General features: G+C 65.1%; 27 protein-coding genes. 14 read left to right on the top strand and 13 right to left on the bottom strand.

Annotation, left to right across the window (positions count from 1 at the left end; genetic code table 11):
* Positions 1–59 precede the first annotated feature (59 nt).
* From VG566_RS07840 to VG566_RS07795, 10 genes are all read right to left on the bottom strand, one after another.
* Complete coding sequence (locus tag VG566_RS07840) at positions 60–368, bottom strand: type IV secretion system protein VirB3 (RefSeq protein WP_005417227.1); 309 nt, start codon at positions 366–368, stop codon at positions 60–62.
* A complete protein-coding gene (locus tag VG566_RS07835; protein ID WP_014647573.1) occupies positions 361–765 on the bottom strand; it encodes a TrbC/VirB2 family protein in 405 nt (134 codons plus the stop codon). Before VG566_RS07835 ends, VG566_RS07840 begins: the two co-directional genes overlap by 8 nt.
* A 73-nt stretch (positions 766–838) precedes the next feature.
* Positions 839–1,822, bottom strand: coding sequence for a lytic transglycosylase domain-containing protein (locus VG566_RS07830; protein WP_241884535.1), 984 nt, complete (start codon positions 1,820–1,822; stop codon positions 839–841).
* Between the two features lie 3 nt (positions 1,823–1,825).
* Positions 1,826–2,869 carry a P-type DNA transfer ATPase VirB11 gene (gene virB11 / locus VG566_RS07825; protein WP_032961561.1) on the bottom strand — a complete coding sequence of 348 codons (1,044 nt, stop codon included), beginning with the start codon at positions 2,867–2,869 and terminating at the stop codon, positions 1,826–1,828.
* Positions 2,870–2,883: 14 nt separating this feature from the next.
* Entirely contained in the window at positions 2,884–4,137 is a 1,254-nt protein-coding gene (locus VG566_RS07820; RefSeq protein WP_169411833.1) for a TrbI/VirB10 family protein, read from the bottom strand.
* Entirely contained in the window at positions 4,134–4,913 is a 780-nt protein-coding gene (locus VG566_RS07815) for a TrbG/VirB9 family P-type conjugative transfer protein (protein ID WP_021202792.1), read from the bottom strand. Before VG566_RS07815 ends, VG566_RS07820 begins: the two co-directional genes overlap by 4 nt.
* Positions 4,910–5,965, bottom strand: coding sequence for a virB8 family protein (locus tag VG566_RS07810; RefSeq protein ID WP_032957011.1), 1,056 nt, complete (start codon positions 5,963–5,965; stop codon positions 4,910–4,912). The genes VG566_RS07815 and VG566_RS07810 overlap by 4 nt, the downstream gene beginning before the upstream one ends.
* Positions 5,966–6,054: 89 nt before the next feature.
* Positions 6,055–6,501 (bottom strand): hypothetical protein, encoded by a 447-nt coding sequence (locus VG566_RS07805; protein ID WP_032957008.1) that lies wholly within the window; start codon positions 6,499–6,501, stop codon positions 6,055–6,057.
* A gap of 424 nt (positions 6,502–6,925) precedes the next feature.
* Positions 6,926–8,605 (bottom strand): type IV secretory system conjugative DNA transfer family protein, encoded by a 1,680-nt coding sequence (locus VG566_RS07800; protein WP_014647580.1) that lies wholly within the window; start codon positions 8,603–8,605, stop codon positions 6,926–6,928.
* A gap of 35 nt (positions 8,606–8,640) precedes the next feature.
* A complete protein-coding gene (locus VG566_RS07795; RefSeq protein ID WP_014647581.1) occupies positions 8,641–8,898 on the bottom strand; it encodes a hypothetical protein in 258 nt (85 codons plus the stop codon).
* Between the two features lie 130 nt (positions 8,899–9,028).
* Here VG566_RS07795 and VG566_RS07790 point away from each other — a divergent pair, with 130 nt between their 5' ends.
* Both VG566_RS07790 and VG566_RS07785 read left to right on the top strand, forming a co-directional pair.
* The gene (locus VG566_RS07790; protein ID WP_032957003.1) at positions 9,029–9,448 is read left to right on the top strand and encodes an HD domain-containing protein; all 420 of its coding nucleotides are present in this window, start codon (positions 9,029–9,031) and stop codon (positions 9,446–9,448) included.
* 127 nt (positions 9,449–9,575) lie between these two features.
* The gene (locus VG566_RS07785; RefSeq protein WP_014647583.1) at positions 9,576–10,787 is read left to right on the top strand and encodes an MFS transporter; all 1,212 of its coding nucleotides are present in this window, start codon (positions 9,576–9,578) and stop codon (positions 10,785–10,787) included.
* Between the two features lie 16 nt (positions 10,788–10,803).
* Here the strand turns inward: VG566_RS07785 and VG566_RS07780 are convergent, their stop codons facing one another.
* The gene (locus VG566_RS07780; RefSeq protein ID WP_046431348.1) at positions 10,804–11,283 is read right to left on the bottom strand and encodes a MerR family transcriptional regulator; all 480 of its coding nucleotides are present in this window, start codon (positions 11,281–11,283) and stop codon (positions 10,804–10,806) included.
* A gap of 89 nt (positions 11,284–11,372) precedes the next feature.
* Here VG566_RS07780 and VG566_RS07775 point away from each other — a divergent pair, with 89 nt between their 5' ends.
* From VG566_RS07775 to VG566_RS07750, 6 genes are all read left to right on the top strand, one after another.
* The gene (locus VG566_RS07775; RefSeq protein ID WP_100450279.1) at positions 11,373–12,611 is read left to right on the top strand and encodes an NADH:flavin oxidoreductase/NADH oxidase family protein; all 1,239 of its coding nucleotides are present in this window, start codon (positions 11,373–11,375) and stop codon (positions 12,609–12,611) included.
* Positions 12,612–12,703: 92 nt separating this feature from the next.
* Positions 12,704–13,180: a hypothetical protein gene (locus VG566_RS07770; protein ID WP_046431353.1), complete on the top strand. Its 477-nt coding sequence runs from the start codon at positions 12,704–12,706 to the stop codon at positions 13,178–13,180.
* Positions 13,181–13,283: 103 nt separating this feature from the next.
* On the top strand, positions 13,284–13,553 hold the full coding sequence (locus VG566_RS07765; protein WP_032957425.1) for a hypothetical protein: 270 nt from the start codon (positions 13,284–13,286) through the stop codon (positions 13,551–13,553).
* A 125-nt stretch (positions 13,554–13,678) separates the two neighbouring features.
* A complete protein-coding gene (locus VG566_RS07760) occupies positions 13,679–13,924 on the top strand; it encodes a hypothetical protein (protein WP_032957423.1) in 246 nt (81 codons plus the stop codon).
* Positions 13,925–14,038: 114 nt separating this feature from the next.
* Positions 14,039–14,287, top strand: coding sequence for a hypothetical protein (locus VG566_RS07755; RefSeq protein ID WP_014647589.1), 249 nt, complete (start codon positions 14,039–14,041; stop codon positions 14,285–14,287).
* Positions 14,288–14,665: 378 nt separating this feature from the next.
* Positions 14,666–16,369: a hybrid sensor histidine kinase/response regulator gene (locus tag VG566_RS07750; protein ID WP_041864224.1), complete on the top strand. Its 1,704-nt coding sequence runs from the start codon at positions 14,666–14,668 to the stop codon at positions 16,367–16,369.
* 7 nt (positions 16,370–16,376) lie between these two features.
* Here VG566_RS07750 and VG566_RS07745 read toward each other — a convergent pair whose 3' ends face one another.
* Positions 16,377–17,900, bottom strand: a complete 1,524-nt coding sequence (locus VG566_RS07745) for an FAD-dependent monooxygenase (protein WP_134966688.1) — start codon at positions 17,898–17,900, stop codon at positions 16,377–16,379.
* A gap of 82 nt (positions 17,901–17,982) precedes the next feature.
* Between VG566_RS07745 and VG566_RS07740 the strand changes: the two genes are divergently transcribed.
* The 4 genes from VG566_RS07740 to VG566_RS07725 all read left to right on the top strand — a co-directional run bounded on the left by VG566_RS07740 (position 17,983) and on the right by VG566_RS07725 (position 22,065).
* Positions 17,983–18,627, top strand: a complete 645-nt coding sequence (locus VG566_RS07740; protein ID WP_046431363.1) for a TetR/AcrR family transcriptional regulator — start codon at positions 17,983–17,985, stop codon at positions 18,625–18,627.
* 73 nt (positions 18,628–18,700) lie between these two features.
* Positions 18,701–20,842: a TonB-dependent siderophore receptor gene (locus VG566_RS07735; RefSeq protein ID WP_423172621.1), complete on the top strand. Its 2,142-nt coding sequence runs from the start codon at positions 18,701–18,703 to the stop codon at positions 20,840–20,842.
* Positions 20,843–21,031: 189 nt separating this feature from the next.
* Positions 21,032–21,598, top strand: coding sequence for a UDP-N-acetylglucosamine acyltransferase (locus tag VG566_RS07730; protein ID WP_032957416.1), 567 nt, complete (start codon positions 21,032–21,034; stop codon positions 21,596–21,598).
* Entirely contained in the window at positions 21,595–22,065 is a 471-nt protein-coding gene (locus tag VG566_RS07725; RefSeq protein WP_032957414.1) for a membrane protein, read from the top strand. Before VG566_RS07730 ends, VG566_RS07725 begins: the two co-directional genes overlap by 4 nt.
* An 80-nt stretch (positions 22,066–22,145) precedes the next feature.
* Here VG566_RS07725 and VG566_RS07720 read toward each other — a convergent pair whose 3' ends face one another.
* Positions 22,146–22,427: a hypothetical protein gene (locus VG566_RS07720; protein WP_241884537.1), complete on the bottom strand. Its 282-nt coding sequence runs from the start codon at positions 22,425–22,427 to the stop codon at positions 22,146–22,148.
* A gap of 210 nt (positions 22,428–22,637) precedes the next feature.
* On the opposite strand from VG566_RS07720, the gene VG566_RS07715 reads away from it, so the two are divergent.
* Entirely contained in the window at positions 22,638–23,312 is a 675-nt protein-coding gene (locus tag VG566_RS07715; protein ID WP_014647595.1) for a response regulator transcription factor, read from the top strand.
* Complete coding sequence (locus tag VG566_RS07710; RefSeq protein ID WP_197556815.1) at positions 23,312–24,661, top strand: sensor histidine kinase; 1,350 nt, start codon at positions 23,312–23,314, stop codon at positions 24,659–24,661. Before VG566_RS07715 ends, VG566_RS07710 begins: the two co-directional genes overlap by 1 nt.
* The last annotated feature ends 66 nt before the right edge of the window (positions 24,662–24,727 follow it).

The raw sequence follows: 24,727 nt of genomic DNA, 5'->3' as shown, positions 1-24,727 counted from the left end.
CTGCCAAGAAGTTTCAACAGACCCGACGGACGCTTGCGCCCGCGGGCCGGATCCGGACCTCAATCCATTCGGGCCGGTTTGTCGCGGTAATGGTTGGGGTTGAACACCCACATACCATCGTGTTCCTGCACGTTGCGGACTTTCAGCTTGAACAGCAGGCGCAGGCCCAACAGGCGGAAGATCATTTCGTCACGCTTAGCCATCTGCCGCATGATGAAGACCGCCACCGGAATGGTGAGCAGAAACCAGAAGTTCGTGTACATGCTGAGCAGCAGCAACCCACCTGCCACCATGAAGAATGGCAGGTAGGGAACGCCCAGGAACATTGCCGGACGTGTGCAGCCGCGGAAGACGACGTTCTTATGCACTGTAGTACTGGACAGCCTGCTGGATCAGCATGGAGGTCTTGCCCTCGCAGGTGCCATAGTCGTCACCCAGCAGCATACGTGCGATCTGGCCAGCGGCACCGATCAGTACGCCACCGATCAGGATCGGAGCCACATCACCAATGCGCTTATGCGCAAAGGCAATCTGGTAGCCAGCAAAGATGACGGCAATGGTCACCACGGCGATCGAGGCCATGTTCAGCAGACCATTGATGCTGTCGAAGAAGCCACATACCTTCTTCTCGGTGCCACCATAATTGACGCCGCCCTGATTGGCGAAGACCTCCGGAGCGAACAGCGCACCAACGAAGAGGGTGGCCATCAGGAGAGTCTTCAGCGTGCGCTGGGCCTGGACGAGGTCGAGATTGGATCGCTTCATGGATTGATTTCCTTGTTGATGGACTAACACAACTGAATCGACCAGCCGGGGGACTGGCCGCACCACGACTTCGTCAGAACACGAAGGCCGCATCCCCTGCGGGAATCTGCTGCACCGGCGCAGCCTGCACCGGTGCGTTGAATGAATTGTCGCCACCGGCGACAGGCTGGTTGCGCTCGCTCCAGGGCCGCAGCATCACTGGCCCCTCATTGCCGGCGCCAGCAGCACTTGGCAACTGCTGCGGCATGGCCATCGCCTGTGCAGCACCCTGCTGAGGCAGCTGCTGCGGCATGCCACCGGCCTGTTGCTGGGGATAGGCGGGCCCTTGGCTGGGCTGCGCCTGAGGCTGCATCATCCTGTCCACTGAACCCAGCACCACCTTGGACAGCGTCTGGTCGGCGAGATTCAGCAGGCTGCCCCGCGCCATCGCACCGGTGGACGGGTACACGACATAGGCGCGTGCGGGATCTTCCGACGGCACGTACACCGGGCCATTGGACTGCGCAACGATGCGGGCCTGCGCCGGAGAGGCCAGCTGCGGATGATGTTCGACCTTCACGCTGCGGCGCTCGCCGCGGCTGACCACGTCGATCGGTGCAACGCCATTGCTGGCAAGCATCTGCCCGCGGCGCATCGAGTCATAGACCTTCTGCACGTAGCCGTGACGGAAGCCGGTCTCGAAATTGCCCGAGTAGTAGCAGCTGAACGACTTGCCCCAATCACCACCGGAGCGCTTGTAGCACTCGGCGAGGATGCGCGAACCCGCCTGCAGGTTCGGGCACTGCTGGAAGGCCTTCTCGTAGGAATCCAGCCCGTATTTGCCCAGGTTGTAGCGATTGACCTGGGCCAGTCCGATCGAGAAGTTGTAGCCCTTCTCTTCCAGCATGCGTACCGTCGCCAGCGCTTCATCCAAGGCCTTGGGCTGGCGCACCAGTGCGCCGCCGACCACGCCGATGGCGTAGGGATTGCGCGACGATTCGACGTTGATTACATGCTGCATCACATCCATCGAGACGGCCATCTCCGGGCACGCCATCATTTCCAGTCCTGGCAGCATCCTTCAGCCCTCCTGCCCCTGGGCACGCCCAGGATTGAAGTCGATGCCGGTGATGTAGCGCGAGCCGGCATGCGCCTTGATATGCACGACGATGTCGATGGTCATCATCAACAGCCGCTTGATCACGTTGAACTCCAGGCCCGAACCCTCGGCCGAAGCCTTCACCATCAGCGCCAGCTGGTCCCAGGTCTGTTCCGGACTGCCGGCGTGGCAGCTGGTGATCGACCCCGGGTGGCCGGACGCGCAGTTACGGATGAAGTAGAACGCCTCGTCACCGCGCAGCTCGGCGAGGATGATGCGTTCGGGCTTCATGCGCAGGCAGGCTTCCATGCAGCTCTTGGCGCTGACATTGCTGGTGCTTTGTCCACCCTTGGAATACAGCAGGTGCACGACATTGGGTTGGGTCAGAAACAGTTCGCGCGCGTCCTCGATGGTGACCAGTCGCTCGTTGTCCGGGATATGATTGACCAACGCTTTCATGAAGGTGGTCTTGCCGCTACCGGTCGCACCGGATACCACGATGTTCTTGCGGTACATCACCGCACGCCGGAAGAACTCGGCGTACTCGCGCGAATGGCGCAGCTCCAGCAGCTCACGATCCTGCTCGCTGATGCTGCCATCGGTTTCCAGGATCTGATTGAAGAAGCCGTCTTCGTGATACTGGCTGAGCGACTTGGTGTGCTTGGACGGCAGACGGATGGTGATCGACACCTTGCCTGCATCACATGCCGGCGGAATCACGAACTGCGCACGCTGGCCAGTGGGGAACGTGAGCGACACGACCGGATCGGCATCGGTGATGCGCTGGCCGGTGTTGCTCTCGTTCACCACCGCCGTGCAGAACTGCCGGGCCCGCTCGAAGGTCAGGCTCGGCACGTCCACCCGCTGCCACCCCGCCCGGGTTTCCAGGTACAGCTCACCGGGACGGTTGATGCAGATTTCCGTCACTTCCGGAGACGTCATGTACTCGGCGATGCCCAGCACTTCGTACTGATAGCGCAGGAAATCGCTGGAGACGAGGGCGAGGGGTGACACTTCGGCGTCCATGATCGTTCGTTGAGTTACCGGCGGGGGTTCAGCACGTTGGTGAAGTCAACGTCCTTGGCGACGTAGACATTCACGATCGTGCCCTGGTTGATCGTGACGGTTGGCGGACGGCGCTCGCTGAGCGCCTCATTGGCAAGTCGCTCCATGGTGCGAGCGGTTGCGCTCTCGTAGGGAGAGCGCACGGCAAAGCCGTTGCTGGCGACCGTTGTCGATTCTGGACCGTGCTCGGCTGCGGCGTACTTGAAGGCGTCAGCGATGAGGCTGATCATCAGCGCCGACGCGATACGGCTACCCCAGTGCGCACTGTACTGGCCAGGATGTCCTGCCCCGCCCAGGCCGTCCGTACCAGGGCTGGACATCGCCACGTCGATGCCATTCGGCGTGGTGATGCGATCCCAGATCACTTCCACCCGCTTGCCGATCGGACCACCGCCGTAGGAGCCATAGATCTTGGAGCCCTTCGGAAGCAGCAGGCTGCGCCCATTGATCGAGTACACCGGCTCGGTCAGCAGGCACGATGTGTAGCCGGCCACGTCGGTGATGATCCGCGTTTCCAGCACGCATCTCAGGTACGTGCCACGAACCAGCAGCGCGTCAGGGCTACGGATATAGGCGGCATTGGAGACATTTTCCACGTCGGGGCCACGACGGACCTTCTGCGGCTGGGTCTGAGGATTTGCTGCCGCCTGCATGGCAGCGATCATCGCCTGGTTGTAGTCAGAGTTCTGGCTACCGGACGACGCGCCCGCGTCGCCCCCCCCTACCCCGGAACCGCCGCCCATGCGCCGGTCCATCAACGTCGGCCCGCGATCTTCTTGTGGCCTACTCGCCGACGGAAAACCGGGCATGGGCACTTCCTGCTGGGGCGCAGGCGGCAGCATCGGAATCGGATCGGCAGCAGCCACCGGCGGCGCCGGATCAGCTGCGGTACCCACGCTCGGCAGCTGTGGTGTCGTCGCACGCGCCTCTTCCCGCGGCTTGTTCTGCTCGGTCGCATCATCCTGCCCCTTGCGGAACAGCAGGAAGCCCATTGCCATCAGCAGCAGCACGATGCCACCGAGGAACAGCAGCGCCTTTCGGTTCAGCCGCTGCTCTTCGGCCGAGCGCAGCTGCGGCGCGGCCGCGTCAAGATCCGGCGCCGGCTCGGCCTGGGCCGTGCCGAAGTAGGGATTCGACGGCGCGTCCGCGGCACCCTGTGCGCCATACGGGCTCTGGCTCTCGTCGCGTCCGTTGTTCGGGTCGTTTCCGGGAGTGTTCTGCTGGCTCATTTCTTCACGTTCCTTCGCAGACCGACGACGAAGTCGCCGTGGCGGATGACCAAGTACGGGTAGGTCCCGTGCACGATCAGCGTATTGCCTTCAACCGTGGTGTTGACCACAAAGTCCTCACCGTATTCCGTTTCGCGACCAAACACCGCCGGGAAGATGCCGGTCTTGTACTCCGGCGAGTTCGGCAGTTTCAGGTAGGTGAAACGGCTATCGTCGTAGGCGTTGACCGGGATCAGCCACCCCATCTTCTTCGCCTTGCTGGTCGAATAGGAGTAGTTGAAGTTGTACTGGCGGTCCTTGGCCAGTTCAGAGCTCAACAGCGGTTTGGCCTCTTCCTCCACCGCTTCCTGGGCGACACCGAACACGGTGTCGTTGGGATAGACGAAGGCGATCTTGTACTGCACGCCTGCACGACGGGCCTGCTCCAGCTGGCGCCAGTCGGTGGCCACCACCTTCAGTTCGAAGATGTAGGAATGGGTCTCGGTGCGCACCATCATGTTGGTGTCGACGTCGACGTTCTTCGGCTTGAGGTAGAACACGTTCTCGCGACGGGTTAGTTCCCAGCCGCTGCTGAAGCCGGTGCTGTAGTCGAGGATCTTCTCGTTCGGGCTCAACTCGATCTGGGTGGTCAGGCCCAGGCCGGTGCGAACCGGGTAGATACGGTCCTTCTCGTACTCGTAGTGGTCCACCGCCTGCGCCATCGCCGCTGCTGAGAACAGCAACGACAACATCGACAGCAGCGCCAGCGCGCTTCCCCTGATATTTCGACTACTCATCGGTTGCTTGCTCCATCAGCAGTTCCGGTGGAATTGTTCTGCGCCGGCCTCATGGCCGGCTGTCCGGGCATGGCCTGCCCCGGCATTGCTTGCCCCTGCACCGGCTGACCCGGCATCAGTTGGCCCTGTACAGGCTGTCCCGGCATCGGCTGGCCCGGTACCTGACCGTTGGCTGGCACCGCGACCGGCTGGCCGGTGGCCGGGTCGATCATGGTGGCTGCGGCCGGATTGTTGGGATCGTAGACGCCCTGTGCCTGCTGCGCCGCCTGTGCGGCCTGCTGCGCCTGCGCCTGCATGGCGCCGTCATCCGGCACCGGCACGCCACGCGAATAGTCGTTGTCGACTCGGTACTCGGTGACCTGGAAGGCCAGCGGATTGAGGATGCGATCCTGTTCGGACAACGCCAGGTTCTGGTTGTACTCGAAGCGCATCGTCACCAGCTGGTTGTCAAGGTAGCTGGATGCTCCGGTCCGCTTGTCCAACAGGCTGCGCTGGATGCGCACCGACGCACCGCGGAAGCTGCCGTTCGGCTCAGCCCCCAGCGGCGTGATGCTCAGGATCTTGACCCGAATGGCCTTTTCGCGGCCGTACATTACAAACGGGTTCTGAGGGTTACTTCCTGCGTATCGCATACGCATGCTCTGAGCAACCGGGCTGCTGGACATCACGAACACCAGTTCCCAGTCACGCAGGCCCATCACCGCCGAGTCATACGATTCGCGCGCGAGTACGTACTGGGCGACGTTGCTGCGATTGATCGCTTCGTTGGTGGTGATCGTCTCGCCCTGGAAGGTGCCACTCAACCGCGCGACGGTCGCTGTGCCGGTGTAGGCATCGGCCATGACCAGGAACGGCACCTTTTCCTTCAGCGGCAGCATGTAGTAGTAGCCGCCCGCCAGTGCGAGCGACATCAGCAACGAGCCTGTGGCGACCCACCACGCACGCCGCTCGCTGCGGCGCGCCATGTCGGCCACGGTGATCTCGTAGCTGACCGCCTTGGCGACCGACTGCTCGACCTTGGGACTATTGCCGGGATCCTTCTTGCGGAACATGGATTCTTCCGTACTGCTGAAACATCAATGGGCGTGGCACCCCTGCGACAGGCGCGGGGAGCGGCACGTTCGATGATTTCGAGGTGGACTCAGGTGCCGCTGTTTGAATCAGCGCCCTGTGCCGACGCGGTCGGCGTCGAGCCAGCGCTCTGCACAACGATCTGGTTGCCAACGATGGAGACGGAGATGCCCTGCGCTGCATAGGCCGCCGTCAGATCGATCACGGCCTGCTGAGCGTTGGTGGTGTCGATGCTGGAGACCGCGCCGTACAGGGTGAAGTCCGAGCTCAGGCGGTAATCCAGCGTGCGTCCGGAATCCTTGGCCCAGCGCTCGAGCATGGCCTTGAGCGTGCCATCCATCGGCGAGGCCTGGTAGACGTAGCTGGAGTACAGCGGGATCTCGGTGGGTGCCGCAGCAAAGCGGTTGACCGGCTTCCAGCGGCCTCCGAAATCGGGAGCGGACTTGGTGGCGCAACCGGCCACCATCAACGCCGCCACTGCGGCGATGGACATTTTCGCGATAAACGCCTGATTCATACGGGCTTCACTTTGACGTACGAAAAAGCAGTCCCGAGCATTGGCCCCCTGGTCGTCCGGCGCTGCGTCGCGCACGCCGGAATCGGAGCGACGCACTGACTGGCAGCACACCTGCTCCGGCTCCCCTGCAGCCAACGGCTGCCAACCAAGTCGCGGGGCCGCCAGACACTGCCGACGACACACCCGCATACCTCACCAACGTCGAAACCATCCTTGTTTCATGGCACAAACTCCTGGCCACCCTGCTCTACAACATCTGCCATCCATCACACATTTCTGAACGACATGCACAGGGTCGCACAACCACGCGTCAATTCCATGTCAGACAAGTCTGAAAATCCATGAACAAATGCCAAATTCTTGACCGAAATCACGAATTCACATTCTTAACTACGAATGGTGATCACAAATTCAGCGACGTGAATTAGACGTTCAGCATCGGAACGTCCACCTTCGGCAGCAGCCTCGAGGTGAAGTAGCGATCCTTGTAGTACCGGATCTTGTCGCACTTCACCGGGTGAGGTATCCCCTCGTACAGGAACACCTCCATGTCCGGCCCCATCGCCTTCAGCTCCTGCGGCAGCATCAGCGCGCGCCGTTCCTCGGTGAAGTTGTGGGTCTTCTCGCGGGCATGGGTGACGTTCTTCCTGCGCACCGTGGTGTAGCCCAGCATGTCCGAGTAGTCGTTGGCATCCTGCTGTTCGCGCGGCGCGTACAGGATCTGCAGCGCGTGGTTGGTGATGATCGTGCGAGAGACTTCCCGGCCGTAGGTGGCGTCGAGCTGGGACATGCTCTGGATGATCGGCAGCAGGCGGATGTTGTAGCCGGCCATGTAGGAGACCGCCGAGGCGATGATCTCCACTTTGCCGATCGAGGTGAATTCGTCCATCAGCAGCAGGCACTGGTACTTCAGGTCCGGGTTGGACTTGGGCAGTTCCTTGGTGTTGAGGTTGATCAGCTGGCTGAAGAACAGGTTGATGATCAGCCGGCTCTCGGCCAGCTTGTTGGGCTGGATGCCGATGTAGATGGTCATCTTCTTCTTGCGGACGTCGGTCAGCAGGAAGTCGTTGCTGCTGGTGGCCTTGTCCAGCACCGGGTTGATCCAGGGATTGAGCGGCTCCTTGAAGGTGCCCAGGATCGAGGCGAAGGTCTCATCGGCCTGCGACAGCATGTTGGCGAACGCCGAACGGGCATTGGCACTGAGGAACGGTCGCTCCGACAGGGTCTTGAGGTACTTCTTCAGGTCGGTGCCGTCGCCGGAGGACAGACGGTACACCGCACCGAGCGTGGGCGTGCCGGCGCCGCCCGGGAAACCGCTGCTGCGCTCGTCGTCCCAGTTCTCGAACAGGTACAGGGTAAAGGCCATGAACGCGTTGCGTGCCTGGCTGACCCAGAACTTCTGGTCCTCGGCCCCGTCTGGGTACAGCATCGCGGCGATGCTCATCAGGTCCGACACCCGGAAGGCCGGATCGTCGGAGACGTAGCTGAGCGGGTTCCAGCGGTGCGTGCGCCGGTCCTCGGCGAAGGGGTTGAACAGGTAGATCTCCTGGCCCTGGCTGGCGCGCCAGCCGCTGGTCAGGTCGAAGTTCTCCTGCTTGATGTCCAGTACCACCAGCGATTCGCCGTACTCCAGCAGGTTCGGGATGACCACGCCCACGCCCTTGCCCGAGCGGGTGGGCGCGGCCAGGATCACGAACTGCTGGCCATCCAGGCGCACCAGCTTGCCGCCATGGCTGCCGACCACGATGCTCTGGCCGGTCTTCTTGAACATGCCGTGCTTGGCCAGGTCGGCGCCGGTGGCGAAGCGCGCGTCGCCGTGCAGCGAGCGCTTGTCCTTCTTCAGCAGCAGCACCAGGCCGGCCACCAGCAGCACCAGCAGGGGCAGGCCGAAGCCTACGTAGCCCGCCCATTTGATCTTGCCCACGAAGGGCGCGACCTGCGGTTGGCCGATGGCGTGGACGTACTGGTAGTAGGTGTTCCAGGTGAACAGCTGGGTGTCCAGCCCCAGGAACAGCAAGGTCAAATAGCCGGAGAACACGAAACCAAGCAACAGGGTCGCCAGCGTGATGATGGCGATGAGCAGATACTTCTTACTGGGCAACACCCGAATCCTCCATGATGCGCACGCGGCGCGACGGCCTAGCGGTGGCGCCAGCGCGACGCCTTCTTCCGCAGGTGGTTCTCGTTTTCCAGCCCGGGCTCCTCGCCCTCTTCACGCACCAGTTGCAGCAAGCGTTGGCGCGCTTCGGCCAGTGATATCAGGTCGGTCAGACGATCCCCATCGTCGGCGACGACCGCATGGCCGACCACATCGCCGGGAGCGTACACCGGCTCGTGGGACACCGCTACCAGCTGGTAGCGGCCACGGGTTTCCAGCACATGCCTGAATTCCTGCATCGCACTCCTCCTTGTCGGGGCAACACTGCGCCCCCTGCCCCGCCATCATGCCGGTGGCAGCGTCATGGGCGCATCCACAACCGCTGCGGCTTCTGCGCGAAACTGTGCGCGGATATCCAAGGAGACCGCAATGGACTGGGTAGCACTTGCCCGCACGCTGGCCACCGAGGCCCACGCGGGGCAGATCGACAAGGCCGGCCAGCCTTACATCGGCCATGTGGCGCGGGTGGCGGCTGCGGTGCGCGGCGACGATGACGCCGAAGTGGTGGCCTGGCTGCATGACGTGGCCGAGGACTGCCCGGCGTTTGCCGCGCGGATCGAGGTATTTCCCGCACCGCTGCGCGAGGCGGTGCAACTGCTCAACCGCGATGCAGCACCCGACGCGGACAGCTACTACGCGCGCATTGCCGCCCACCCGCTGGCACTGAAAGTGAAGCGCGCCGATCTGGATGACAACGCCGATCCGCAGCGGCTGGCGATGCTCGATGCGGCGACGGCCGCGCGCCTGCACGGAAAGTACGCTCATGCCCGGGCGGCGCTGGGCATCTGAGCCGGGCGCGACGAGGCTCGGCGGGCCGGCGTGTCACCGATCAAACGCTGATTTACCCTGAGTGCTGCTGCTCCTGCTGCAGTGCAGCAGTACAATGGGCGGCTCCCGCCCCCCATCGCGCCCCCGCATGAGCCCCAACTCTTCCCTGGCTGCGCGGCTGACGCCCCGCCAGCGCACCCTGATCATCCTCGCCCTTTCACTGGGTGGCTTCGCCATCGGCACCAGCGAGTTCGCCAGCATGGGCCTGATGCTGGAGATCAGCCGCGGCCTGTCGATTTCCGAAACCCAGGTCGGGCATCTGATCAGCGCCTATGCCATCGGCGTGGTGGTCGGCGCCCCGATCCTCGCCTTCGTCGGCGCCAGCTTCCCGCGCCGCAAGCTGCTGCTGGCACTGATGGGCTTCTACGCGGTCGGCAACCTGGCCAGCGCGCTGGCACCGAACTACGGCACGATGCTGGTGGCGCGCTTCGTCGCCGGCCTGCCGCATGGCGCCTACTTCGGCGTGGCGATGCTGGTGGCCGCCGCGATCAGTCCCGCAGGCCAGCGCGGCCAGGCGATGTCACGCGTGCTGCTGGGCCTGTCGATCGCGATCCTGGTCGGCAACCCGCTGACGACCTGGCTGGGTCAGCAGCTGAGCTGGCGCACCGCCTTTGCCCTGGTCAGCGTGCTGGCCATCGCCACCGTGGCGATGATCGCGCGCTTCCTGCTGCCGGACCCGGATGAAGTACGTACCTCGCCGATGCGCGAGCTGCGCGCCTTCAACACGTCCCAGGTGTGGCTGGCGCTGGCGATCGGCGCGGTCGGCTTCGCCGGCATGTTCTGCGTGTTCACCTACCTGGCACCGACCCTGGTGCAGGTCACCGGCGTGGCCGAATCGTGGATGCCGCTGGCGGTGGGCGTGTTCGGCATCGGCGCGATCATCGGCAACATCGCCGGTGGCTGGCTGGTGGACAAGTTCCACTTCAAGGCCGCCGCCGTGGTGCTGCTGTGGTCGATCGTGATGCTGCTGCTGTATCCGCTGGCCGCACAGTCGGTGTGGACCATCGGCCCGATGATCATCACTGTCGGCACCATGGGCGCACTGGCGGCGGTGCTGCAGACCCGCCTGATGGACGTGGCCGGTGAGGCGCAGACGCTGGCGGCGGCCTCCAACCACGCCGCTTTCAATACTGCCAACGCACTCGGCCCGTGGCTGGGCGGCATGGCAATCAGCGCCGGCTTCAGCCCGGCCAGTACCGGCTATGTCGGCGCGGCTACCGCGATCGGCGGCCTGCTGCTGTGGTGCGTGGCGGTGATGCTGGACAAGAAGCGCAGCACCGCCGTCGTCGGCAGCCACTGAACATTGCGCCGGATCGTCAGTTGCTGCCTCTGCGGCGACGGCGATCCGGTCGCAGCAACGCTGTATCGCCGGCCACCAGGGTCGGCCGCGCCAGCTCACCGCGCTTCACACGGTCCAGCACCCGCCGCGAATTGGCTGCACAGTCGATGCCGTCCGGCCGCGCCTGGATGTCCTCGATCAGGGCCAGCAGGTGCGCCCGGCTCTCTGCCAACCGCAGCTGCAACGCTTCGATGTCAGCCACCTTCTGCTGCAGCATCGCGATCAACGCCTCATGCTGCCACTGGCCCATGTCCGGTGGCAGCAGGGCGCGGATCTCTTCCAGGCTGAAGCCTGCACGCTGCGCGCCCGTGATCAATTCCAGCAACAGCACCGCCTGTTCCGGATAGTCGCGGTAGCCATTGGCCTGGCGCTGCGCCACCAGCAGCCCCGCGTCTTCATAGAAGCGAATGCGCGACGCCGCGAGGCCCGTGAGGCGGGCCAGCTCACCGATCTTCATCTGCCTGAATCCTCGCCATGGGAGCCTGTTGACCTTCAATAAAACTTGAAGGTTAGCGTAGCGCCATTCCCCTGTCCCGGAGCTGTCCGATGTCGCTGTTCTCGCCCCTGGCACTACCCTCCGGTGCCATCATCCGCAACCGCATTGCCAAGGCCGCGATGGAGGAAAACATGGCCGACGCCGACCACGCGCCGTCCGCTGCGCTGCTGCAGCTCTACCAGCGTTGGGCCGATGGCGGCGCAGGACTGATCATCACCGGCAACGTGATGGTCGATGGCCGCGCCATGACCGGCCCCGGCGGCGTGGTGCTGGAAGACGACCGCCACCTTGACCGCTTCATCGCCTGGGCCGAAACGGCACGCTCACGGGGCGCGCAGATGTGGATGCAGATCAACCATCCCGGGAGGCAGATGCCGGCCGCACTCGGCCAACCGGCACTCGCGCCGTCAGCCGTCGCCCTGGAGATGGGCGCGCTGTCCAGGCAGTTCGCACCGCCGCGGGCGATGACCGAGGCGGACATCGAAGAGGTGATCGCCCGCTTCATCCGCAGCGCCGAGCTGGCCGAGCGCGCCGGGTTCAGTGGCGTGCAGATCCATGCCGCGCACGGTTACCTGCTCAGCCAGTTCCTGTCGCCGCTGTCCAACCGCCGCGACGACCGCTGGGGCGGCAGCCTGCACAACCGTGCGCGCCTACTGCTGGAGATCGTGCAGGGGGTGCGCGCCACCGTGTCGCCCACGTTCGCGGTGGCCGTGAAGCTCAATTCCGCCGATTTCCAGCGCGGTGGCTTCTCGCCCGAGGATGCGCGCGCAGTGGTGGAAATGCTGGCGCCGCTCGGCGTGGACCTGGTCGAACTGTCCGGTGGCAGCTACGAAGCACCGGCCATGACCGGTGCCGCACGCGACCAGCGCAGCCTGGCCCGCGAGGCCTACTTCCTTGAGTTCGCGCGTGAGATCGCCACGGTGGCAACCATGCCGCTGATGGTCACCGGTGGCATCCGCCGTCGCGCCGTGGCCGATCAGGTACTTGACAGCGGTGTGGCCATGGTCGGCGTCGCAACCGCGCTGGCGATCGAGCCGGATCTGCCACACCGCTGGCAGCAGGGCCGCGACCCGGTGCCGACACTGCGCACCATCGACTGGCGCAACAAACCGTTGGCCGCCAGCGCACACATGGCCGCAGTGAAGTACCAGTTGGCGCGGCTGAGCAGGCTCCGGCCCACGGCGCCGGGTGTTTCGCCCGTCTGGGCACTGCTGCTGGCACAGGCGGCCGCAAAGTGCCGGACCCGCCGCTACCGGCGCTGGATCGGTGCACGCGCAGGAGGATACTGAGCGGGCAGGCTTCTCATCACCGAATCGATGCTTCACCATCTGCACGATCGGCGGCAGCCCGTCGCCGGTCGCAACACGCAGAAGGAACCCTCGTGGCAGCAGGACCAACCAGGAACCACGAAAAGCTGCTCGATGACCTGCTCTCACTGGGCCGCAACTGGGCGCTGGCCATTGCCATCGCGGGTGCCGGAGCTGCGGTCCATTACAGCGAGTCGGTCTACGAAGCAGGCATCTGGCGCGACCTGCTGCCCACGCTCTGCTTCCTGGTCGCCATCGTCTGGATCGTGCTCAGCATCATCCGCTTCGACCTGACCATCCAGCAGCACTTCGAGCGGAAATTGTCACGCTGGCTCAGCCGTCTGCTGTATGTCGTGCTGCTTGGCACCGGCATCACTGCCGTGTTCTTCGTCACCGAACTGGCGGAGAACAATCACATCGCGCGGATGTGCGACTCGGTGGCCAATGAACCCGGCAGCCGCATCCACAGGTCGGCCGAGTGCCAGCGCCTGTACCAGCACCGCGCGGCGTACCGGCAGCGCCTGGAATCGGCCGAGGGTGAGTTCGACTGAACGGGCTTCATCGCGGTCTTCGCGCGCGATGAACACATTTCGTGGATGTGCATTTGGGCACAGTGCAGCCGACGCCGCGCTCTCGGCCCGTACCGGACCCGCAATGCACCCCCATCGCGCACCTGCCCGCCATGATGCCATCGCCTTGCAGGCCGGCATGCTGGGCAGCGTGTTGGGCGTGGCGCTGTTCAAGGCCATCGCACTGTCTGCGTTGGCGACGGGTTCGATGATGGGTATCGGGCTATGGGTGATGGCCTGCGCGCTGCTGGCAGCGTGGGCGCTCGCAGCCTATCTGGCCTGCCTGGCACTGAGCCGACGCGTGTTCGTGCTGATGCTGGTGCTGTGCACGGTACTGGTGATCTGCATCGCCTGACGCCGGCAGGGGCCGGACTATCGCGCATCTGTTATAGGATAACAAGTGCGGTTGGTCCGATTGTGCATGCCCGGTGTCACGGATTTGAATTCCATGGCCATCCCGGCATCACCCGAGGCCCCCCCATGAACCTGCAGCCCCCGCTCCGCGTGACCCTCATTGCCATCGCCCTCGCATCGCTCAGCGCCTGCGCCACCTATGACGACAGCAACATGCATCAAGCCTGCCAGGAGTCGCCGCACCTGAAGGACCTGCCGCCCGAGGTCGCTGCCCGCGAGAGCCGCTGCAACAAGGGCATGGAAGTGTGGTCGAGCGAGCGCAAGGGCAGTGACAAGCCGCTGGACCTGAGCGGAAAGAAGAACAATCCCTGACGAAGGTGCGCGCCCGGTTGCCGCGCCTGTCTTGATCGCGCCCATGCATCCGGCTGACTGCTCCATCACAGCCGGCGCGCGACGATGAGGTCTCCCCACCCTGTCGAGACTCAGATGCCGGACACTGCCCACCCTGTCATTCGCGCGTTCGAGGCCGTGTTCGATCTATCAGGCAGCGTGCAGCGCATCACTGCGCTCACGGTCACCTGCCGGCATTGCTCGTCGACCAGCTCTGCCAGCGAAGACAACCTGGTGCAACTTCCGGGCGGGGCGTTGTTTCGTTGTGACGGGTGCGGCTGCCATCAACCGGTCAGCCACGCCCGCCTGTCGGACTGGCAACCGGCGTCGTTGCTGGGTATCTGAGGGCCGCCACGTGGAAATGACTGCGGAACAGCGGAAAATACTCCAGGCAATCGCCGCTGCAGAGCCGGTGCGCGGCGATGCCGCAACGTGGGCGGTGACCGCCGGATGGGCGGTACAGGCGGAAGACGGGGATATCGATCTGACCGAGGCTGGCCGGGATGTGCTCACCGCGCAGGCAGGTCGTAAGGGCTAGACCCGCCGATCAGGCCAGCTTCGCCTCCCTTCGCGCTGCGCCGCGATAGCGGCAACCTGCTGAACAAAGGGTGCATCCCTGCCACGTCAACGGCGAAGTGGCGAGGCCCTTCATGCCGAGGGTGTGCAGGGCATCATGACATGCGCTCGGCTATGCTGCGCCACCTCCCTGCGCCAATGGCGGCCATGCATCCTTTTCCCCTGCCAGTCTCTGCACCTGATCAGCTCGCCTACCGACTGCTGCAGGACAGTGACTGGGCCCGCTCGGCCACTGCCGCAAGCGCACCCGCCGAACTTCGCACCTTGCTGGCGATGATCCTGGATTCGCCGGAACCCCTGTGGCTTGCCTGGGGCAAGGAAGACAAGGCGTTCTTCTTCAATGATGCCTATCTGCCGATGCTGGGGGAAAAGCTGCACGGCGCGATGGGCAACCGTCTGGAGGATGTCTGGGCGGACGTATGGCCGGACGTGGTGCATGCCGTCGACGACGCCTTTGCCGGCACCAGCCGCAGCTTCAAGAACCTGCCATTGATGATGGATCGCGACGGCACGCTGCGCGAAACTTTCTGGACGTTTTCCTATTCACCGCTGCGCGTCGGCTGCGGCAGTGTCGCCGGTATCCTGTGCGTGGTCAGCGAGCAGACCGAACGGGTGATCGAGCGCGACCTGCACAGCCGCCAGGTCGCGGCGATCACCGAGCAGGCGCGGGAGGCCCATCTGGAACTGGTGCGCGCCCGCGAGCAGCTGCGCCAGTCGCAGAAGCTGGAGGCGATCGGCCAGCTCACCGGCGGTGTGGCCCACGACTTCAACAACCTGCTGCAGGTCATCACCGGTTCGGTGGACATGCTCCTGCACACGTGGCCGTCAGACGACACCCGGCGCCGCTACATCCAGGCCATTGCCACAGCCTCGGACCGCGCCACCAAGCTGACCGCGCAACTGCTTGCGTTCTCGCGTCGCCAGAGCCTGTCGCCGGAGGTCTTCGATCTCTGCGAGAGCGTGCACGCGCTTTCGGACATCATCACCACGGTACTGGGTGCACGCATCCAGGTGTCGTTGACGTTGCCCGGCACGCCGTTGCCGGTGCTGCTGGACCGGACCCAGCTGGACACTGCATTGATCAACATCGCGGTCAACGCGCGCGATGCGATCGAGGGACACGGCAGGGTGACCATCGAGGTGGAGCAGGTAACCGCGGTGCCTTCGGTGCGCTTCGCCGCGCCGATGAAGGGCGACTTCGCCGCGATCAGCGTGACCGACACCGGAGCAGGCATCGACCCCGCCGTCGTCGACCGCATCTTCGAGCCCTTCTTCACCACCAAGAGCGTCGGCGCCGGAACCGGCCTCGGCCTCAGCCAGGTGTTCGGCTTCGTCAAGCAGTCGGAAGGCGAGGTGGACGTGCAGAGCCAGGCGGGCGCCGGTACCCGCTTCACCCTGTACCTGCCGCTGGCGCAGGCGAGAGAAATGACGGAACGGCCGGCGACGCTACCGGGGCTGCAGCATGGTCACGGTGTCTGCGTGCTGGTTGTGGAAGACAACGTCGATGTGGCCGAATTTGCCGTCGGCGCCCTGCGCGAGCTCGATTACAACGTGGTACTTGCGCACAATGCGGACGAGGCCCTGGCGGAGCTCGAACGGGATGCCTCCCGCTTCGATGTAGTGTTCAGCGACGTAGTGATGCCTGGCATGAACGGCCTGGATCTGGCCCGTACCATCCGCAGCCGCCTGCCTGGGCTTCCAGTGATCCTTACCAGCGGCTACAGCGAACTGCTGGCCCGGGACCCTGGCCATGGCTTCACCCTGCTGCGCAAGCCTTACTCATTGAAGCAGCTGGCCTCGGTGATGACCGAAGCCGGGCGCTGCGCGCAGGCCGTGGTGGCGTCGCCCTAGCGGGCGGTCACCGCAGCGAACCGAACCAGCGTTCCAGCGAAGGCTCCAGCCCCGACGTGTCACCGCCAGCATCGCAGGCCCAGGCGACGATACCGTCGGGGCGGACCAGCACGGCGCCCAGTCCCAGCGTGTCGCGCGCCGTGGACATCACGCAGGTGACCGACCGCTGCCAGCGCTCAATGATCGGACCGAGCGAATCGCCGGTATCGAGCCCCAGCAGCACGCCCTGCCCTGCACGCAGCAGCTCTCCCATCCGACGGTCATCAGCCAGTTGGACGTCCGGTGCGCTTCGGCCAACCCGCGGATGGCTGCCGTCGAGCACCGGTGGCGGTGCTATACCCCACAGCCGCTCGGCGAGATAGGTGGCACCGTCGCGGGTCGCGGCCAGGTCGGCGATGACCGCCGCCAGCGCGCGCGACCCGGGGCCTGGCCGCATCAACGCCACCTGCGCACGTGACCAGTCGAGCACCTGGGCGCCGATCGGATGGCGCTCAGCCTGATAGCTGTCCAACAGCGACTCTGCCACATCACCTCGCACCACCGCGGCCAGCTTCCACCCCAGGTTCATCGCATCGCCGATGCCGAGGTTCAGCCCCTGCCCGCCCAACGGCGAATGCATGTGCGCGGCATCACCGGCCAACAGCACGCGGCCGCTGCGATAGGCCGTGGCTTGGCGCGCGGCATCGGTCCATGTGGTGGCCAGATGCAACGCCGTGATCGTTGCCTCTCGCCCGGAGACACGCCGCAGCAGCGCCTGGGCGGTGTGCCGGTCCAGCGGCGTGCGATGGCCGGCGCCACCGTCGAAATCGGCCAGCGCCAGCATGCCCGGCGGATTGAAATTGCACATGCCGTGTTCGGTGAACTGACGCCCCGGGACGAGCACCGACGGGTCTGCCAGTTCGACCTGCAGCGTGTGCCCGGTGAACTCCGGCGCCGTCCCTGCGAACACGAACCCCGATTGCTTGCGTACCGTGCTGCGGGCGCCATCGCAACCGACCAGCCAGCGGCCCCGCATCAGCCCGCGACCGGTCTGGACCACCATCTGTGCTTCGCGTGCGTGCACCGCCTGCACCGTGCAGCCACGCTCGATCTGTACACCCAGCGACACCGCACGCTCGGCCAGCACCGCCTCCAGCGACTGCAGCTCGACCGCCATCTGGGTGGGCACCGGCGTCGGCAGGCGATGGCGCCAGCGCGCACTGTCCACGTTGTCCAGCGCAAAAGGAATGCCGGCGAAGTGGCCGCCCAGTGGCCGCGGTTGCGCCAGCCAATGGGCGGTGCCGGGCGGCGGTGCGCCGTTGTCCGGCTTCAGCACCTGACTGGCGGCAACCGCATCCAGCAGGCCACGTCGATCCAGGGCCTCCAGGGTGGGCGCATTCAAGCCGCGCAAGCCAAAGGGCAGGCGTTTCAAGGGCGTCTCGGGCGACGCTGCCTGCTCCAGCAACAGGACCGAACAGCCGGCCTGGGCCAGCTCGCACGACAGGAACAGGCCGACCGGGCCGGCCCCGGCGATGACGACGTCGTACAACATGGGATTTCCCTGTGAGCGCCGGGCCGGCGCTCTGGCGACGCCAATGTTACACTCGGTGTACGTTTCCACAAGTGAACCGCCCATGATCCCGCCCCGGGGCCGCCGCGAGCAGCGCAAGACCGAGACCCGACAGACCATTTCGGACGTCGCCACCGAACTGATCATCCGCCGCGGCTTCGAAGCCGTGTCCATGTCCGAGATTGCCAATGCGGCGGGGGTCTCGCGCAAGACGGTCTTCAATTATTTCGCCAGCAAGGAAGACCTGGTGTTCGACCGCGATGAGGAGGCCCGGACCCTGCTTCGCGAAGGCATGGCGGCGCGCCGTGGCATGGCCCCGCTGGCCGCCTTCCAATCGCTGGTGCGGGAGCTGCTGGACAGCGGCCATCCGCTGTTACGGATCAACTCCGGTGCAGCGGCCTTCTGGGCAACCGTGGCCGACAGTCCGGTGCTGGTGGCGCACGCGCGACGGCTGCAGGCACAGCTGGCCGACGACCTGGCCCAGCTGATGGCCGACGCGGCCGGTCGGCCCGCGCAGGACGCGGAGGCACGCCTGGGCGCAGCCATGCTGCTGGCGTCGATGGTGGCCGCCTATGAGAGTGGACTGGCCAGCCAGCAGAGGGGCGAGGATCCGCGCCAAGCGATGCTGCAGCTGATCGTGCGCGGTGGCACCGGCGTGCTGGTGGCCTTGGCCGGCACCCCATATACCGACCCGGGCCTGCGTCCATAGCGCACTCGGGGGATAGGTCACGAAGCGTTGCAAATGCTAATCTTTCTCATTTGCAGCCCGCCCCGACCCCCTCATGCCGCTTCCAACCCCGCTCAAGCACGCCCTCTGCCTGGCGCTGCCCCTTTCCCTGGCTACGCCTGCACTGGCCACCGAGGCCTCCGCTGACACCCCGAAGGACCTGGACAAGGTCGAAGTCCGCGGCCGCGCGCAGACCCTGTACCGTGCCAACGATGCGGCCGTCGGCACCCGCACCGATACCCCGTTGGAACTGGTGCCGCAGTCGATCCAGGTCGTGCCGCGCGAGCTGATCGACGACCAGGCCGCGCGCCAGGTCACCGATCTGTACCGCAGCATCAGCGGCATCAGCTTCTTCAGCTATGCCGGCGTCACCCTGCGCGGGTTCCGCCAGGAGAACGTTCTCTACGACGGCCTGCGTGGTGATCCCTATGCGGGCTTCTCGGTGCCGCAACTGTTCAATATCGAACGCGTGGAAGTACTGAAAGGTCCGGCCGGTGCGCTGTACGGCGGTGGTGATGCGGGCGGTGTCATCAACTATGTAACGCGCAAGCCCAAGGCGCGCGCCGAACGCCGCATCGAGCTGCAGGCAGGCGACAAGGACTTCCGCGCCGGATCGATCGAAGGCACCGGCCCCTTGAATGCCAGCGGCAGCATTCGCTATCGCGCCGGCCTGTATGCCGACAGCGAGCAGGGCGTGCGCTGGAATGCCGACAGCGAAAGCGTGATCGGCGATGCCTCGCTGGCCTTCGATGTCGGCCAGACCGGCGAACTGGTGCTGCAGTTCACCGACATCACCCAGAACCTGGGCGGCAACCGCCTGCGCGGCGTGCCGGTGAACGATGCCGGCAGCTTCCTGACCGACCGCCGCTGGAACCACAACGAGGCCAGTGACTTCCTCGACATGCGCGCCAAGGTCGCACTGGCGCAGTATCGCTTCGCACCGCGCGACAACCTGGACGTGGACCTTGCTGCGCGCTGGTTCAGCAACAACGAGCACCAGATGTACCACGAGCCGATGGGGCTGATTGATCGTGACCGCGACGGCGTGGCCGAGTGGATGACGCGCCAGCTGCGCAACCAGATCCGTGACAACACTGCCTTCACCGCCAGCGGCAATGCCGTATGGCGGATCAACACCGGCCGTATCGAACACAAGGTGCTGTTCGGCGCCGACGTGTACCAGCTCGACGCCGACTTCACCGCGCAGACCGCCAACAGCGCCGACCTGGCACGCGGCGCCGGCCCGGTGCGCGGCATCGACCTGTTCAACCCGGTCTATGGCGCGAGCACCTGGCATGACTACAACCTGGCTGCCCTGCCGTGGCGCAGCACCGCCACCCGCAGCAAGCGCTACGGCGGCTACCTGCAGGATGAGCTGGCACTGGGCACGCGCTGGCATGTGCTGGCCGGGCTGCGCTGGGATGGGTTCAAGGATCAGGACCGCATGGGTGGCGGCAGCGTGGATGGCAACGATCTCAGCTGGCGCCTGGGCAGTACCTTTACCGTCCGGGACGGCGTGAACCTGTATGCCAACATCGCCAGCGGCTTCGTGCCGCAGAGTGCCACCAACCAGAACCCGGCGGCCGGCGGACCGTTCGACGCGGAGCGCAGCAGGCAATGGGAAGTCGGTCTGAAGTCCCTGCTGGCCGACCGTGTGACCCTGAACATGGCGGCCTACCGCATCGACCGCAGCAACATCGTGCAGGCCACCGGCGAGGTGATCGGCGGGGTGAACCAACTCGCTGCACTGGGCCTGGTACGCAGCACGGGCATGGAACTGGACCTGCTGGCCGACGTGACCGAGCGCTGGGTGGTGAACCTGACCTACGCCTACAACGACGCACGGGTGAAGGATGCCGGACCGAACGGCATCACCAATGCCTCCGGCGACCGCTTCGCCAATGCGCCACGCAACAAGCTCGGCCTGTGGACGCGCTACGACCTGCCGTCGATCAACTCGGCCATCGGCTTCGGCGCCGACCATGTGGGCGAGCGTGTCAGCCTGGATGGGCAGGCGGTCAAGGCATACACGGTATTCGACATGAGCTGGAAGACCACGTGGAAGCAGTGGCAGTTCCAGGCCAACGTCAAGAACCTGTTCGGCAAGGTGTACGCGGCCAGCGGCTTCATCGAGCGCAACGGGCATTTCCCGGGCGAGCCGCGGCGGGTGTATGTGCAGGCGGCTTACAGCTTCTGAGCGGAGCCACCTGCGTCGCCGGCATCTCGTGCCAGCGTGCCGCCTGCCCGGACGGTAGACCACCCCAATTCAGGTATCCTTGCGCGCAGTCAGCCACGTCTTCATGCGACCGCTGCGGTGCAGCATCGACGTTGCCGACGAACATACGATTCACCATGGATGTTTCAACGTAGTCACAGGGGAAAATGGATGAAGAAGTTCCTGTTCGCGGCGATCATCGCCGTGTCGCTGGCGGGTTGTACCACCAATCCGCCACTCAATTTCTCGGTCCCGAACGTCGGGGTCAGCAGCAAGAAGATTGATGGCGAACTGAAGTCGCTGACGGTCACGCTGGCACGTCCGGATGAAGCCAAGGGCAAGATTCCCGCGCAGGCCCAGCACGAAGTGCCGCAGATGTGGCAGAACGCGCTGACCGAAGCGCTCAATAAGATGGCGGTGTTCCGCGACGATGCACCGGTGAAGTTGAGCCTGTCGGTGAAGATTCTGGCGATCGACATTCCCAGCTTCGGTGCATCGATGACCACCAAGACGATCGCCCGCTACGAGCTGATCGATCGTGCAACCGGCAGCATCGTCTACACCCAGGATGTCAGCGCATCCGGCGAAGTTCCGTTCAACTATGCCTTCGCAGGGGTAATCCGTGCCCGCGAGTCGATCAGCCGCTCAGCACAGAACAACATCGCCCAGTTCCTGCAGGCGCTGGAAACCGTGGACATTACCAAGCCGATGTTCCCGAACAAGCAGGAAGCGCCATGAAGCGCCTGCTGGTGGCTGCATCCGTTGCTGCGATGCTGACGGCCTGCGCGCCAAATGTGCGTACGGACAGTTATTCCATCGGTTCAGTGGGACAGGTCAATCGAACTGTCGGCGGTACGGTCATCAGCGTCCGCGCGGTCAGTATTGACGGTTCACAGGGCGGTGGTGCCGTTGCCGGCGCTGCGGCTGGCGGTGTGGCCGGCTCCACCATCGGTGGCAGCGACCAGGGGGCGGCCATCGGTGCCATTGGCGGCCTCGTGGTCGGAGCTATTGCCGGTGCAGCCTCCGAACGCGCACTCTCGCAGGCCAAGGGCCTGGAATATGTTGTGCAGACGGAGAACGGCAACCTGATGACGGTTGTGCAGGGCCCCGATCCGGTGTTCACCACCGGCATGCGGGTCCTGGTGCTGTATGGATCGCCCTCGCGCATCATTGCCGATCCGCGACAAGCGAAGACAGCGCCGTAACCCCCAACAATGCCCCTTTCGAGGGGCATCGTTGTATTGGATATCGAGGGGGAGGTGGCAACCCACCTCCCCTGCCCAGGTCAGTGCGAGCAGGACACCAGCATCGAGCGGGTGGCCACCTGGGTAGAGGTGAAGCCGTTCCTGTTGCCCACCGCGATGGCATTTCCTTCATCGCCATCCTTGCTGAAGACCACATAGCCGCCTGGGCACATCTGCCCGGCCTTTTCGTAGCAGCCACTCCAGGAACTGGAACCGCTGCAGTCGATGGAAACACCACGGCGGCCATCGGGGGTGACGGTCATTCTGGCAGTGGTGCAGCCACTCAAGGCGGCAACCAGCAACAGCGGGACGAACAACTTCATGGGCACTCCAGGGGTTGGGGATCAGCGAACGGGCGCCAAGGCTGGAGTGCGCGGATTGCGCGAACCTTGCGCCGGGCGGCCCGCGCCGCAGCGGGTGTTGCGGCGTCACCGGCAGGCCCCGAAGGAACGCCATGTTCACGCAATGTTCCTGTAATACGGTGCCGGCGCTTGCCGCCCGCCTTATGCCTCCTTCCCGCCTGACGCCTGCCGATGCACATCCTGCTGATCGAAGACGAAGCCGAACTGGCTGCCACCCTGAAGTCTGCCCTGCAGCGGGAGCGCTACGTCGTGGACCTGGCCAGCACCCTGGCACTGGCCCGCCAAGCAGCACTTTCCGGATCACACGACCTGGTGCTGCTGGACCGCACCCTGCCCGATGGTGACGGGCTGGGGCTCATTCCCGTGCTGCGCGGGCGCAATCCGGGGGTGCCGATCATCGTGCTCAGCGCACTGGGACAGTTGCCGGACCGCATCGCCGGCCTGGATGAGGGCGCCGACGACTACCTGGCCAAGCCCTTCGCGCTGGAAGAACTGTTCGCGCGGATCCGCGCGGCCGGGCGCCGGCCGAGCGGCATGCAGGTGGAGCCGGTGAGCATCGGCCGGCTGCTGTTCGACCCCACCTCGGGCGAAGCCAGCGTGGGCGGACAGCGACTGGAGCTTCCGCGCCGCGAGATCCGCGTGCTGGCGGCCCTCGCCCGCCGGCTGGGCCGCACCGTGCTTCGCGAATCCATCGAGATGGCGGTGTACGGCTTCGACGACGGCATCCATTCCAACACGCTGGACTCGCATGTCTCACGCCTGCGGCGCAAGCTGGCCGACGCGGATGCGGGGGTGGAAATCCATGCCATCCGCGGTGTCGGCTATCTGATGCGGGAAACGAAGTAATGGCGCTTCGTCCCTCACTGAAGCGCCCGCTGATCGTCAAAACCCTGATCTACCAGCTGCTCGCACTGCTGGTGGCCTTCTTCGCATTGCTGATGGTGCTGGTGCGTGTCGACAGCGGCGGCTACTACACCATCCAGACCTTCGCCCCGGTGGCGGCAGAGGCCGTTCGTCGGGACAGCAAGGGCGAGCTGTATGTGCAACGCACGCCGGCGCTGGACGAGCTGCTGAAGATCGTCCCCGGCGCGTGGTTCATCGCCGAGGATGAGCAGGGCCAACATGTGACATTCGGCCACGTTCCGCCCGCCTACGCCTCGCTGGTCGGCGCCCTCGACGGCATTCCCTATGGCGACCTGCGCGGACGCGGCCGCAACGACGGCCTGGCCGTGGTGATACGCCAGCACAGCGGTCCGGCCGGCAAGCTGACCATCATGGCCCATGGCGAAACCGATTCGCTGACCTGGCAGATGGCGCTGGCCGCACACATCATCACCCTGCCGATCTTCCTGCTGCTGGGCCTGGCCACCATCATCCTGACCCCGATCATCGTGCGCCGCGCCCTGGCTGGCGTGGAGCGCATCGCGCAGGAAGCCCGCAACATCTCTGCCAGCCGTCGCGGCATCCGTCTGACAGAGACCGCCGTACCGGTAGAGATCGCCCCCCTCGTGACCGCGGTGAACGAAGCGCTGGACCGACTGGACGAAGGGCACGAACGGCAGCGCCGCTTCATCGCCGCCGCCGCCCATGAGCTGCGTACACCGATCGCCATCCTGCGGGTGAAGATCGATGCCACCGACGATTCCACCTCACGCAGCCTGGCGGTGGAAGTCGCTCGGCTGGCAACGCTTGCCGAGCAGCTCCTGGACCTGCACCGCATGGAAGCCGATGGACCGAAGGACTCCCTCAACCTGGCCCGCGTGGCCAAGCGGGTCGTCGCCGATCTGGCCCCCCTGCTGATCCAGTCCGACAAGACGGTCGCCGTGGCAGTGGAACCGAACTTCCCGGTGCTGGGCGAGTCCGGTGCCATCGAACGGGTGCTCTCCAACCTGGTATTGAATGCCGCCGAGCACGGTGGACGCCATATCATCGTGCGCGTACAGGGCAGCTGCCTTGAGGTGGAAGACGATGGACCTGGCATTCCGGTCGACCAGCGCGAACGCGTATTCGAACCCTTCCAACGCCTGCGCCCCCGGCAGACAGGCGCCGGATTGGGCTTGAACCTGGTGCGGCAGGTGATCGACCGCCACGGTGGCCACGTCACGATTCTGGATGCGCCCGGTGGCGGCGCCCTGATCCGCATCGAGTTCCCCGTGCATCCAGGCGTCACCAGCGCATTGGCGCCGGAGTACTGAGCGCATCGCTTCCACGTGGATGACTATGCGCGGATGACTACTGGCTGTCCGCGCGCCAGGACTGCG

Origin of the sequence: Stenotrophomonas sp. CASM114 (genome assembly GCF_049384325.1) — a bacterium.
Classification (GTDB): Bacteria; Pseudomonadota; Gammaproteobacteria; order Xanthomonadales; family Xanthomonadaceae; genus Stenotrophomonas; species Stenotrophomonas muris.
Note: the sequence above shows the minus strand (reverse complement) of the source record. Positions and strands in the feature narration are given on the sequence as shown.

What these genes read in the sequence shown, in the direction of transcription:
- VG566_RS07835 (WP_014647573.1), bottom strand. Translation starts at nt 765, where the DNA reads ATGAAGCGATCCAATCTCGACCTCGTCCAGGCCCAGCGCACGCTGAAG.
- VG566_RS07830 (WP_241884535.1), bottom strand. Translation starts at nt 1,822, where the DNA reads ATGCTGCCAGGACTGGAAATGATGGCGTGCCCGGAGATGGCCGTCTCG.
- virB11 (WP_032961561.1), bottom strand. Translation starts at nt 2,869, where the DNA reads ATGGACGCCGAAGTGTCACCCCTCGCCCTCGTCTCCAGCGATTTCCTG.
- VG566_RS07820 (WP_169411833.1), bottom strand. Translation starts at nt 4,137, where the DNA reads ATGAGCCAGCAGAACACTCCCGGAAACGACCCGAACAACGGACGCGAC.
- VG566_RS07815 (WP_021202792.1), bottom strand. Translation starts at nt 4,913, where the DNA reads ATGAGTAGTCGAAATATCAGGGGAAGCGCGCTGGCGCTGCTGTCGATG.
- VG566_RS07810 (WP_032957011.1), bottom strand. Translation starts at nt 5,965, where the DNA reads ATGTTCCGCAAGAAGGATCCCGGCAATAGTCCCAAGGTCGAGCAGTCG.
- VG566_RS07805 (WP_032957008.1), bottom strand. Translation starts at nt 6,501, where the DNA reads ATGAATCAGGCGTTTATCGCGAAAATGTCCATCGCCGCAGTGGCGGCG.
- VG566_RS07795 (WP_014647581.1), bottom strand. Translation starts at nt 8,898, where the DNA reads ATGCAGGAATTCAGGCATGTGCTGGAAACCCGTGGCCGCTACCAGCTG.
- VG566_RS07790 (WP_032957003.1), top strand. Translation starts at nt 9,029, where the DNA reads ATGGACTGGGTAGCACTTGCCCGCACGCTGGCCACCGAGGCCCACGCG.
- VG566_RS07785 (WP_014647583.1), top strand. Translation starts at nt 9,576, where the DNA reads ATGAGCCCCAACTCTTCCCTGGCTGCGCGGCTGACGCCCCGCCAGCGC.
- VG566_RS07780 (WP_046431348.1), bottom strand. Translation starts at nt 11,283, where the DNA reads ATGAAGATCGGTGAGCTGGCCCGCCTCACGGGCCTCGCGGCGTCGCGC.
- VG566_RS07775 (WP_100450279.1), top strand. Translation starts at nt 11,373, where the DNA reads ATGTCGCTGTTCTCGCCCCTGGCACTACCCTCCGGTGCCATCATCCGC.
- VG566_RS07765 (WP_032957425.1), top strand. Translation starts at nt 13,284, where the DNA reads ATGCACCCCCATCGCGCACCTGCCCGCCATGATGCCATCGCCTTGCAG.
- VG566_RS07760 (WP_032957423.1), top strand. Translation starts at nt 13,679, where the DNA reads ATGAACCTGCAGCCCCCGCTCCGCGTGACCCTCATTGCCATCGCCCTC.
- VG566_RS07755 (WP_014647589.1), top strand. Translation starts at nt 14,039, where the DNA reads ATGCCGGACACTGCCCACCCTGTCATTCGCGCGTTCGAGGCCGTGTTC.
- VG566_RS07750 (WP_041864224.1), top strand. Translation starts at nt 14,666, where the DNA reads ATGCATCCTTTTCCCCTGCCAGTCTCTGCACCTGATCAGCTCGCCTAC.
- VG566_RS07745 (WP_134966688.1), bottom strand. Translation starts at nt 17,900, where the DNA reads ATGTTGTACGACGTCGTCATCGCCGGGGCCGGCCCGGTCGGCCTGTTC.
- VG566_RS07740 (WP_046431363.1), top strand. Translation starts at nt 17,983, where the DNA reads ATGATCCCGCCCCGGGGCCGCCGCGAGCAGCGCAAGACCGAGACCCGA.
- VG566_RS07735 (WP_423172621.1), top strand. Translation starts at nt 18,701, where the DNA reads ATGCCGCTTCCAACCCCGCTCAAGCACGCCCTCTGCCTGGCGCTGCCC.
- VG566_RS07730 (WP_032957416.1), top strand. Translation starts at nt 21,032, where the DNA reads ATGAAGAAGTTCCTGTTCGCGGCGATCATCGCCGTGTCGCTGGCGGGT.
- VG566_RS07725 (WP_032957414.1), top strand. Translation starts at nt 21,595, where the DNA reads ATGAAGCGCCTGCTGGTGGCTGCATCCGTTGCTGCGATGCTGACGGCC.
- VG566_RS07720 (WP_241884537.1), bottom strand. Translation starts at nt 22,427, where the DNA reads ATGAAGTTGTTCGTCCCGCTGTTGCTGGTTGCCGCCTTGAGTGGCTGC.
- VG566_RS07715 (WP_014647595.1), top strand. Translation starts at nt 22,638, where the DNA reads ATGCACATCCTGCTGATCGAAGACGAAGCCGAACTGGCTGCCACCCTG.
- VG566_RS07710 (WP_197556815.1), top strand. Translation starts at nt 23,312, where the DNA reads ATGGCGCTTCGTCCCTCACTGAAGCGCCCGCTGATCGTCAAAACCCTG.